Below are 10,072 nucleotides of genomic sequence, written 5' to 3'. Positions count from 1 at the left end.
GCCGGGCGTGCTGGTCAGGCTCAGCGTGGCCCCGTAGAGGCCGCCGGTGGCGTAGGTCACGGTGGGGCTGGGCAGGGAGGAGGTGGCGGGGGAGCCGCCGGGGAAGCTCCAGCTGTAGGTGCGGGCGGCACCCGGTGCATCGTTGTAGGAGTAGTCGGTGAAGGTGACAGTGCCGCCCTCACAGATGCTGGGAGAGGAGGGCTCAAAGGCCACGACCGGGGCGCAGGGCGGAGCCACGAAGCCGTCGTTGGTGCCGGTGGCCAGCAGGTTGGCTGCCGTGGTAAGTTGCGAGCGGCAGCCCATTTGCAGGGAGGCGCGCATCACCGCCCGCTGGCCGGTGGTGAACATGGCCGGGCAGGAGGTGTAATCCATAAAATTATGCACGTTGGCCAGAATGGGCTGGCCGCTGGCGTCGGTGCAGGGTGAGAAGGACAGGTTGCAGGCATTATTCAGGCCGATGGTGTTGGGCGTGTCGGCAATGCCGTCGTCAATGCCGCAGTTGGACGGCAGCCCGGGCGTGTTCGAGAGACCCCAGATGTGGGGCAGGCCAAAGTAGTGAGCCGTCTCGTGCGTGAGCGAGCGCAGTGCTTTGGGGCTGCGGACCGAGGTGCCGATGCTACCCAAATGGTCGTTCCTCACCACGATGCCGTCGTTGCTCCCGCCGGTGCAGGGCAAGGAAGCGTAAGCCAGGCCCCCGAAAACGTTGGCGCACACCCAGATGTTGAGGTAGCGGCTCTGGTCCCACTTCACCAGGTTTTTCACCTGGTCGTCGCCAACGTTGGTCAGGGGCGAATAGGTGCGGGTGATGCCTGTGGTGCAGTTGCCATTGGGGTCGCGCTTGGCCAACCGAAATTGAAACCCTACGTGCGCTGCCCGGCTCTGAAACGCCGGGATAATATTTGCCGTGTCGGCGTTGCGCTTGCTGTAGTCGTCGTTGAGGAGGCGCAGCGCATCGTGAATCTGGGCGTCGGAGATGTTACTGGTGCCACCGGTGTGGATGACGTGTACCACCACCGGTACGGTCACGTCGGGCAGGGCTGAGAGCCGGGCTTGGGCACTGGTACTCAGCTGTGTTGCCTGGCGGAGAAATTGCCGGTACTGCTCCTCGGCGCCGGGCTGCTGCCGGAAGGCGGCCTGCTGCACACTGTCGAACGTGCAGCTCAGGCCGGCGCCACGCACGGGATTTGCCTGCTCGGTGCCGGCCGGCGCCTGTGCTCGCCCCTGCGCGGCCAGCGCTACGATCAGCCCGCCGGCCAGCATGGTCCGGCGCAGGAAAAGTAAAGGTTTGAGCATATGGGGAAGGCTGAAAAAGTGAAGAAAAGCAGGCCTGCTGGAGCAACTCTTGCCGCGTTCAGGGAAAAACACAAAGGGTTAAATGAAAACCTGCTCAACTACTTGACCGGCGCGACTGGCTTCGTGTTGCATGCGGGGAGTCTCCTTTTTCTTCCCGAGCGAGCCGCTCAACGCGGATATAGACGGCTTTAACTTTCTGCCACCCTGCTCATTGCTACCGTCGCCTGCTTTCTGGTCATCGTTAGGAAGGCTGTGCTTGCGGCGGCTGGGCTTGTTGCCGGCTTGCCGAAGCAATAGCAAAGTCCCCATGCACACTGCGGTTATACATGAGGGGAGCGGGTCAGGCCGCACGCTGTCTTTCGCCCCGAGGGTATTGGCCTGGAAAAAATTCTCTCCATAAACCATGATAGCAGCTCGAACCGCATGTTTTCGCTGGCTCAGCAGTGGGAAATGGCCTTTGGCCGAAGTGCCGGGCAGCAGCCCCAGCGGCTTGGGCAGCGGGATAGGACAGCGTATTCATAAGGAGTGAAAGCCGGAACAAACCGGAACTGCGCCCAATCTATTCTCATGCGCGTCTTCCCGCCCGTATAACCTAATGAACGGCGCTATTTCCTTACCAACGGCGCTATTTCCTGACCAACAGCCATGCTGCGCCCACGGGGCGTTTCGGCACCTGATGCCCTCTCGGTAGTTTTTTCGGAAACGAAAAGTTCGCTTCAGGCGGGTCAACGCGTTGCCTACACCTGCCGCATTCAGACTAGCGCCAGCTTTAGATGCTGGTTCAGCTTTCGAGCGGTACGGCTCGCTGCTGCTTAAGGCCTGGGCGCGGGTGTTGGCCGAAACGAAAGTTGCCAACAACCTTCCCGAACACGAGGCATCAGCTACCCCCAGCACCTTGCGTTTGCAATCAATGAGCAGGCCCAACGCTGGGGTATCGGGAGCTATCGGTTAAAATGACTGGTACCAGTTCGGACTAACCAAGAGTAGCTCTGACAGCGTACTGTATTAAGCTTGCAACCCTATTGGGAATGGTCGTAAAATTCTCTCTGCAGCATGCTCATGCTATACTGTGAGCGAATACCTAAAAAGTAGTTCCCTCACGGGCCTCCCAGAAAAACAAAAAGCCCTTCACGATACCGTGAAGGGCCTTATCTGTGGTCGCGCCAGGCCCAAGAATGTTTATTCAACTAGATAAGAACGCATAAGAATAACCTCTTTTAATACGTCGAGTAGCTTATGCAAACAGCCGGCATCTACCGCTGTGTTTTAGTCTATAATCAAATTGAGACAAGGGTCCCCCCGCGGGTCCCCCATATAAGTAACCCCAAACACTAGTTAGGCTAAAGGTGTCAATCAGGTTGTTTTTCTACACCCAGACCAGGAATTGGACATGGTTAAGCAAATGCATCTGCGGGTGCCCATGCGCTGAGCGAAGACGTCATCCGGAAAGCAGGTAGCGCAACAGCCGCGACAGATACATAGAAACGGAATGTTGGAGCAGCTGCCGCTTGTAGGGTCTTCAGCCTCGATCTTTTCTTCGCGGCTTTACATAAATGGTGTTATTGACTGGCTTGCTTAAAAAAGGGGGACAAGGAAATATGGTGTGCCCGATACAGGAAACGGTGAGAAGTTAGCAGTAGGGGGGAATCCTCAAAAGCGCTAGATGAGGGGTTCGAGTACGCCACTTTAGTAGAGTTGGCCGGCCCCGGGCGGAAGGCAGCGCCCACCAGTTAGTCGTCGGCTTTATGCCGTTCCCGGGCGTTGGTCTCCCGGGACGGCTAGTTGCCGTGTCCGGGGGCGTGTGTAGTGGCCACCGGCACTATCTGGACTGCTAAGGCGTAGCGGCCAGCGCGGATGCGGCCGCCGCAGTGCAGAGTGTAGCACTTGCCAAACTCGGCCCCTGCGTACAGCACCAAAGACGAGTAGTACACCCAGACCAGTAGCACGGCCAGCGCGCCAGCCCCGCCATAGGCGTGGCCTAGGTCAGTGGTTCGCAGGTAGTAGCCGATGCCGTAGCGCCCCAGCAGGAACAGCGCGGCCGCCAGGGCGGCTCCTGCGGCCACGTCCCGCCACCGAAGAAGAGCAGCGGGCAGCACCCGGTATAGGACGGCAAAAAAGCTCGCAGTAAGGCCCCAGCTCAGGATTAGGTCGGCGGCGTGGGCCAGTGGCGCGGCGGCGCGCGGGCACTGCGTCTGCACCCGGTCCAGACCCCCGTCGACCAGGGCCGCGAGGACCGCCGAGGCTAGGAGCAGGCCACCTAGGCCAAAGACCAGCGCCAGGGCCAGCAGCCGGGCGCGCACCAGCATCCGCCAACCGGCCCCCGGCCGGACCCTCAGCTGCCAAATAGTGTTGAGTGCGTCCTGGAGATCCGTTAACGCGGAGGTGGCGGCGAACAGCAGTAGGGCCACTCCAGGCGCGGACTGCAGCGGGCTGCTGCCGAGGGCAGCCTGTTGCAGGATCGCGCGGATCTGGGCGGCACTGGAGGCGCCGATCAATCCCTGGATTTCCCCAAACAAGTGGCGCTCCAAGGCCTGGGGCGGCCAGAAAAGTCCGGCCACAAACAACGCCACCAGGAGCATAGGGCCAAGCGAGAAAACGGTGTAGAACGCCAGCGACGCGCTCAGCTGTAGTACATTGTCACGCCAGAATCCTGCGCTCGTCTGCCGCACCAACTGCCAAGCCTGTTCTGCTACTTGCATCGTCTTGTTCATTTCCCCACGTCTAACCCCGGGTGCGCCCGCTTGTTTGCCACTTCACCAGGGCGCGGAGTTGTCGCGCTAAATACTCCGCCAGCAGGCTTCCGCAGAAACTAAGGCCTCCCAAAGACAAACTAAGTGGCGGTGGGGCGCTCAAACCGCTGCGGGGGGAGCCGGGAGTGGGAAACGGAAGTAGCCCGCGGCCGGGGTGGGCGCAGGGCCAGCGGCTAGCGGAGATCCTCGAAGGGAATGATAACTACAGGGGTAACGGAAGCGCTCTGCCCTGGAACCTGGCTCCCGAGATAGTAGCGAATGGTCATGGTGGCCCGAAACGGTTCCGGGAAGGTAAGAGGGTGGATCACCAGCATATTCGCATGATGTACCGGCATCTTCGGCACATCAAACGCCGTTTCACCACTCAATCCCGGCATACGCGCTTCGATGAAACCGTCCGTGGGAATATTTTGACAGCGAACGCCCACCTCTACTCGGCCGGCCGGCATGTCCAGTTCATAGTGTCGCTCATAGACGTTGTCTTTCGGGAAGCGGGCAAAGCCATTATCGGTTTCGCTCATATCAAGAGGGGAATAGCGGTGAAGACGGTGCGGAACAAGGTAGAAAAAGCCCGGGGATAGCGAGGGTCCACTCGTACGCCAGTGTTGCGGCCATTGCCTCGACACCTTTGCGGGCAGCGGCCTGACCCATTCATAAGCATCACGAGGCCCATAGCCAGCTATCAGCGCTTACGCCGCTATTCCCTCGTACCGGCGTGATGGCAGTTGTTGTGGCACACGCCTCTCGCCCCTAGTCCCGGTTGTAGTCGGCCCCTTCCTCATCCTGACGCACCTTGGGAAATGGCGCGCGCTCTTACTGCCTCCGGGCTATCGCCAAAGAGCAACAACACTTCTTTGGTTTTCAGTATCCGTAAGCGCCCTACAAGCCGCTTGTGCGCTGATTCTGCTTGGCGTCTAATGGCCATCGCTACGTGCAGTTGACCCGGAAAGAATAACAGAGCCGTTGCATGCCTGCAGGACCGTTCAGTAGCTGTGACAAGCGCTAAAACGCGGCTGTAAGCAAGCCCAGCGGCTGGCTCATCTGTAATCTGGCACGCATTAGGGCATGGCTAGCGGGTAGCTTCCGCTCTCTTTTCCAGGTGGCGCAGGTGGTACTGGGCGGAGTCATGCCCCTGCCTGGCTGCCAAGCCGTACCAGTAAGCTGCTTCGCCGGCATCAGCCGGCCCTGCTCCTCGGCCCGTTTGGTACAGGCGCCCGATGCGGTACTGTGCGCCAGCATGGCCCTGGCTCGCAGCCCGTTGTAGCAACCGCATCGAGCGTTCCGGGTTGCGGCCCTTGCCGGCCGGCGCTAGGCGGTATAGTTCGCCCAACTCGTACTGGGCATCGATCAGGCCCTGCTCGGCGGCTAGGCCGTACCACCAGCGGGCCCGAGTCAGGTCCCGGGCCACGCCAGCGGTACCTTCCTGATAGTGCCGTCCCAGGTAGTACTGGGCAGAGGCATTGCCCCCTTCCGCGGCGACGCGCGTTAAGGCTCGGGCCAGGCGCTCGTCGGACTTCACGCCCAGGCCAAGCTGGTGCATGCGCCCCAGGCGGTACTGGGAGGCCGCGTGGCCCCGCCACGCGGCGGACCATAAGTAGGGCAGCGCCCGGGCGTACTTTTTTTGCGTTAGCAGGGCTTTGCCCACTGCTGCTACCGAGTCCCGGGGCCAAGCCGCATACGAAACTGGAGTCGTTTCGACTGCTACCGGCTCCGCCGGAGTGGGAGAGGGCAGGTAGGCAAAATAGGCCGTTAGCGCTAGCACAAGCGCTAGTCCGGCCGTTAGCCAGGGCCAGCGGGGTAGCAGGCGTGTTTTAGGGCGGGCAGTGTCGTTCATGGCATGCAAGCGTTTGCTGCGACGAGCCAGATCGGGCAGCGGTGAAGTACGAGGAACTTACCCTGTTGTGCCTCTGGGGCGGGCAGCGAGTCAGGCACTTTCCTAAGGCAAGGGCGCAAGCAGGCCCATGCGCCGGGCCCTTTTTGCGGAAGGCCGCTTAATTCGACAAGGGGAAGACCAGGCCCGTATAGACCATGTTTGTCTGACCGCGCAGCAGGTGCAGGTTTACATACGAAAGGCTCAGGCGGACCTTTTTCAGCGGCACAAAGACGGAGGCATTTGTGAAATAGCTGATGGGGAAATAGTATTCGGACATCTGCTTGTACTCGTACGTGTCCGACTTGGCATCGCTGGAGTAGGGGCGAACATAGGCAATGGAATAGTTTTCGTAGCCACCCATAAAGCCCGCCCGCAAGGAGAAGTTAACCGGATTCAGTAGCCGGAGCGTGAGCCCGCCCCCGGCCATGGCTTTCGCAAAGATGTCCTGTTCCAGATCATAGGCCTTGGCCTGTCCCAGCGTGTAGATGATGGTCCGGTCATGGCGCAGGCCGCCTGCGAAGCCCAACCCATACGTTGCATGCAGGTATTCCGTGAGCTTTAGCTTACCGATATCGCCGTACCCCAGCAGGCTGTAGTAACCATCGCCAATGGGCGCGACGGTAACAGCCAGCGTGAAGTGCCGATTCAGCTTATCGGACTCGTAGGCATCGGGGAAATTGTAGGGTTGATAGTATGCCTCATCCAGTACCTGGGCGGCGGCGGGAACGGCGGCGAGAACGACCAGTCCCAGCGCGCAAAGCAGATTCTTTAGCATCTTATTCCGAGTCAGGCAGGCGGTAGCACTCAAAGGTGCCTTCAATCGAGTACACGTCCGTCTGATCGACGGGATTCGCTTTAACCGAATTATACCGAAAGGTGCCCGTGATCTTTTTGCCTACTTCGCCGACAACCAGGTTGGTAACCGAGCTGGTGTAGCCTGCTAGTTGATTGTAGGCAACCTGGCTCCCGCGCCGACCCGGCATGAACACCACCTGGGAGCGGGACAGATCGTAGGGAGGTGTCAGGCCGTTAATGGAAAGCATTACCTGCACCGTGGCCTGCCCGCCTTCTTCCTTTTCCAGGAAGATGGTATAACCGCCCCCGGATTGACGCCGGTAGGCCCCGAGTTTCTTCGAGGTAAAGGTGACTGCCTCTACTTCCGTGGGCTGAATATCGGTGCGTCCCCGCTCGTATTTGCTCATCACCTTAAGCGAGATAGAGCCCCCGACTGGGGTCGATATCGCGTTTATATCGTCAATTTCTTTTGCGCACGCGCTTAGCAGCGGCAACACCAGAAGCGCGGCAAGCCGGAAATACCTACTCATGATAGTTTTCGTTTTAAGGCTTTAAAGTGGTATTCCCGGGCTATCTTCAGGGGGGTGCGCTTCCAGGAGTCGGTCGCTTTTCTGCTGGCTTTTTTCGCCAGCAGCAACTCCACCATCGGGGCGTTGTTTTCCCGGACCGCGTAGTGCAGCGGCGTCCAGCCATGGGGGCCCTTCACATTCACCTCCGCACGGTGTGCCACCAAGGATTCGACAATAGCCGCGTTCCCTTTCCAGGCGGCGTAGTGCAGCGGAGCCCAGCCGCTGGCGTCGGCTGTATTGGGCTCCGCCTTGGCATCGAGCAGCATATCGACCAGGGCCGGGTTGCCGCTCGTGGTGGCCAGGAACAGCAGCGTGCCGCCGCTCGGCAGCTTGACATTGGCATCGGCGCCGGCCTTGAGTAAAATCTGCGCGATGTCGTTTTTGCCGTCCTGCACCGCGTGGTACAGCGCCGTGTAGCCGGCCAGCACCTGATCCGGCTCAGCGCCGGCGTTGAGCAGCGTATAGATGATTTTCACGTCCACCTTGGGACGGGCCACAGCCGAGAGCAGGGGCGAGGCCCCGGCCTGGTTCGCGCTGCGCACATCCGCCTTGAGCAGTAACAGCTGCTGAAGCTGCGTGACCGAGTTGTTGGCAATTGCAAAAAACACCGGCCCGTTCAGCGCCGAGTTGCGCACGGCCACGCTGGCCCCGTGCTGCAGCAGTTCGGCTACCATCTCCTCGTTGTTCTTCTGCAGGGCCAGCAGCAACGGCGTATTGCCGGCCTGGTCTTTGGCCTCCTGGTCGGCCCCGTAGGAAAGCAGCTGCTGCACCATGGACAGGTTATCCCGCTCAATGGCCGCATGCAAGGGCTGCTGGCCGGCGCTATTCCGCCCATCGAGCTTAACCCCGAAACCGAGCAGCTCCTCAAACATGGCCTGGTTGCGCTGTTCGATGGCCCCGAACAGATACTTCTCCGGGGATTTCATCTTATCCTGCTCGTAGTCCAGTCGTCGGGCCTTCTCCTCCAGCTCCGACTTCCTGGCGCTCTGGGGATAGTCGCGCAGGAACTCGCGTATGGCTTTGGGTGACGGGGCGCCTTTGACTAGGTTGTAGTAGTAGGTCTCGGTCTCGGCCGCCGATTCCTGGTCAAGTGCAGCCAGCTCGCGGGCCTGGGCGGTTCCAATTGCCTTTTTCTCCGCGGCGAATCCGGCCTCGTTCAGGGCCTTGATTTCCTCGCGGAGCACTTCCATGGCTTTGTATTCTTCCGAAGCCCGGGTGCTGGCGGTGGCCAGCTTGAAATACTGCGTCAAGGCCAGCAGCGCGGCGACGGTGTTGCCTTGATCGTAGTAGCTCAGCGTTTTCAGGGACTCGATCCGGGCGTTGGAGCCGCCCAGCGCGCGTTCCGCCTCACCCAGATAGAACAACGCTTCCTTGTACTTGCCGGCTTCGTAGGCCAGCTCGGCCTGCTTGAACTCCGCGCGCCCGGTCTGCGCCAGCGCGCCGGTGCTTAGCCCCCAGGCCAGCAGCAGTGGGATGAATAATCGACTACGCATTGCTTACCGTCTATTTGTTTTCTACCAGCATCCCCTGGCTTTTCGCCGCGCTCACCCGTCGCGCGACCTCCGCTTCCATCTGGTCCCGCAGGCGTGCCTCTTCCCGCCGCGCCTCAAGTTCACCCTGCTTGCTCTGCGCTTCCCGCTCATCGCGTTCCGCTTTGGTCAGCTTGCTGTACTCGTAGGCATCGCGAACCAGGATGGTACCTTGCTCCCACTGGCGGTGATGCATGTAGTTCATCTTCTTTTTCGGCGGCTGCACCCAGCCGGCCTCCCGGTTGATCAGGCCGACATCCAGGTAATCGAACCGGCCTTCGTATTTGCCGATCTGAATCTGGTCGGTCGACGTCAGCTTTTCTGCCAGCGCCGTCCCATTCCGGAAGGGCTGGATCGCCACGAAATCAGGGTTGATCACAATGCGGCCTTTGGTATCCAGCACGCCCATTCGGGCGCTGTTCTTCGCCGGATAAATGTCAAACCGCACGACGGCCAGGCCGTCAGAAAAGCTCACTACCTCACTGATGCCATTTAACCCGGGAATGTGCATGCTGGACTCGGTAAAGTAGGCTTTATCAAAGGTGCGCTGCACCTCGTTGCGGTTGTTGATCAGCTTCCACACGCCTTTCTCCCGCACGTAGGCTACCCCTCGGCTGAAAGCCGACGCGTTATCGTACGTATAGTCAATCACGAGCTTTCCTTGCTTGGTCTGGAAGCCCCAGCGCCGGGTCTTCGGGTCCTGCACCTGCTCATAGTTTGCCGCCGCCACGGTTTCATTCCAGAACTCCTCGTCCGTGCCGGCCGGGGTAGTGCTTTTGCCCGCGTCCTGCAGCTTGCTGAGATAGGCCTGGTACTCGTTATTTTTCGCCTGCTCCTGTTGCTGAAACCGTCGCTCCACCTCCGCCCGGCGGGCTCGCTGCTGCCGCCGCAGCTGATCAAAGCTCTCCAGATTCTTCTCAGCCGCCGCCAGCTGGCCCAAGGCCACGTTTTCACGCTGCACCCGGGCCGCCGCCTTTGCCGCCGCCGCCGCCTGGCGCTGGGCCAGCTCCTCTTTGTACTTCCGGGAGCGGGCCTCATCTTCGGCCGCCTTCCTGGCAAAATATTCTTTTTGAATTTTGGCGCACCGGTGACAGTAGTCTTCACTGCTGACGTACGCGCCTGGCCCCACCCGCACCGCCGGCATGCAAAAGCCCCCGTGGGCGCAGCAGGGCTCATCCGCCAGGGCGGGTAGCGGCGCGCCGATGAGCAGCATAAACAGGAAGATTACCCCTGCAACGCGCGCCAGCGCAGTCTGCGGGGCGA

Annotated in this window: 8 protein-coding genes; all 8 read right to left on the bottom strand. The window is 60.5% G+C overall.

All coding sequences use genetic code 11. The features are described 5' to 3' along the window. Nucleotides 1-1,293 (bottom strand): M43 family zinc metalloprotease (locus tag LJY25_RS03740; protein ID WP_227606883.1); only part of this gene is annotated, 1,293 nt, incomplete at its 3' end. Nucleotides 1,294-3,071: 1,778 nt separating this feature from the next. Beyond that, nucleotides 3,072-3,992 carry a YihY/virulence factor BrkB family protein gene (locus LJY25_RS03735; protein ID WP_227606882.1) on the bottom strand — a complete coding sequence of 307 codons (921 nt, stop codon included), beginning with the start codon at nt 3,990-3,992 and terminating at the stop codon, nt 3,072-3,074. A gap of 224 nt (nt 3,993-4,216) precedes the next feature. Continuing rightward, complete coding sequence (locus tag LJY25_RS03730) at nt 4,217-4,564, bottom strand: hypothetical protein (RefSeq protein ID WP_227606881.1); 348 nt, start codon at nt 4,562-4,564, stop codon at nt 4,217-4,219. 548 nt (nt 4,565-5,112) lie between these two features. Then, the gene (locus tag LJY25_RS03725; protein WP_227606880.1) at nt 5,113-5,877 is read right to left on the bottom strand and encodes a tetratricopeptide repeat protein; all 765 of its coding nucleotides are present in this window, start codon (nt 5,875-5,877) and stop codon (nt 5,113-5,115) included. Between the two features lie 157 nt (nt 5,878-6,034). Continuing rightward, nucleotides 6,035-6,691, bottom strand: coding sequence for a hypothetical protein (locus LJY25_RS03720; RefSeq protein WP_227606879.1), 657 nt, complete (start codon nt 6,689-6,691; stop codon nt 6,035-6,037). A 1-nt stretch (nt 6,692) separates the two neighbouring features. Then, the gene (locus tag LJY25_RS03715; RefSeq protein ID WP_227606878.1) at nt 6,693-7,118 is read right to left on the bottom strand and encodes a hypothetical protein; all 426 of its coding nucleotides are present in this window, start codon (nt 7,116-7,118) and stop codon (nt 6,693-6,695) included. A 119-nt stretch (nt 7,119-7,237) separates the two neighbouring features. Then, nucleotides 7,238-8,773, bottom strand: coding sequence for an ankyrin repeat domain-containing protein (locus LJY25_RS03710; RefSeq protein WP_227606877.1), 1,536 nt, complete (start codon nt 8,771-8,773; stop codon nt 7,238-7,240). Between the two features lie 10 nt (nt 8,774-8,783). After that, nucleotides 8,784-10,022 (bottom strand): WG repeat-containing protein, encoded by a 1,239-nt coding sequence (locus LJY25_RS03705; protein WP_227606876.1) that lies wholly within the window; start codon nt 10,020-10,022, stop codon nt 8,784-8,786. Nucleotides 10,023-10,072 lie beyond the last annotated feature (50 nt).

The organism is Hymenobacter translucens, from assembly GCF_020685205.1.
Lineage (GTDB): Bacteria > Bacteroidota > Bacteroidia > Cytophagales > Hymenobacteraceae > Hymenobacter > Hymenobacter translucens.
The sequence above is the reverse complement of the archived record's forward strand: the minus strand, read 5'-3'. Positions and strand labels throughout refer to the sequence as shown.